Source organism: Bartonella sp. AA1HLJMS, assembly GCF_042197445.1.
GTDB lineage: Bacteria > Pseudomonadota > Alphaproteobacteria > Rhizobiales > Rhizobiaceae > Bartonella.
The window spans coordinates 1-700 of sequence record NZ_JBHIRW010000278.1 but is presented as its reverse complement, the minus strand read 5'-3'; the positions used below and the strand labels follow the sequence as shown (position 1 = coordinate 700).

Sequence of the window (700 nt, the reverse complement as noted above, 5' to 3'; positions counted from 1 at the left end):
ACTCTACGTCAAGATTCCATCTGGAGCGTCACATTATTATGCAAGTAATTTTTATGAATTTCTCTGTAAAAGAATTATGGAACATGCAGGGGAAGATTCATGAAAACCTATACCTTAGATGATGTTACAGTATTAGTTGATAAAGTGAATAAATATGATGATGAGATTATCAATTTGGGTACTGCAGAAAATGCAGTTGATGATCTACTGATTGAAAAGGCGGAGAAAGCTCTCGGTTTACAATTTACATCTTCTTATAAGAGTTTTTTAAAAAATTATAAAGGAGGAGAAATTGGAGGTTATGAAATCTGTAGCGTTTATAGGGATTGTGGAATAGGTATTGCTGCTGGTGATATTGTTTTCCGCAACTTAAATAATAGAAAAAGGGGTTTTGCGACACCAGAACAGCTTATCGTAAGTAGAACAGATTTTGGTGAGACTTTTTACTTTGATTATACGCAGTTTCGGGATGGTGAATGCCCACTTTATGTCATGCTTCCATCTGAAGATTGCGAATATTACGCCAGTAATTTTTATGAATTCCTTTGCAAAAGAATTAAAGAAAGCGTGGGAGTTGAGATACCTGATGGTGATCAACCAATTGAAAAGACTGAGAACACTCCCACTCCGCAACCTATCCCTTTTTACAAGAGCTTTTGGAAAAAACTATGGAAGAGGTGAAATTGATAGAGGAAATATG

Annotated in this window: 1 protein-coding gene; it reads left to right on the top strand. The window is 35.4% G+C overall.

Going from position 1 to position 700, the window contains the following annotated elements; translation table 11 throughout:
* Positions 1-99 precede the first annotated feature (99 nt).
* Positions 100-681 (top strand): SMI1/KNR4 family protein, encoded by a 582-nt coding sequence (locus ACFIQE_RS11180; protein ID WP_375630402.1) that lies wholly within the window; start codon positions 100-102, stop codon positions 679-681.
* Positions 682-700: the final 19 nt, after the last annotated feature.

What these genes read in the sequence shown, in the direction of transcription:
- ACFIQE_RS11180 (WP_375630402.1), top strand. Translation starts at nt 100, where the DNA reads ATGAAAACCTATACCTTAGATGATGTTACAGTATTAGTTGATAAAGTG.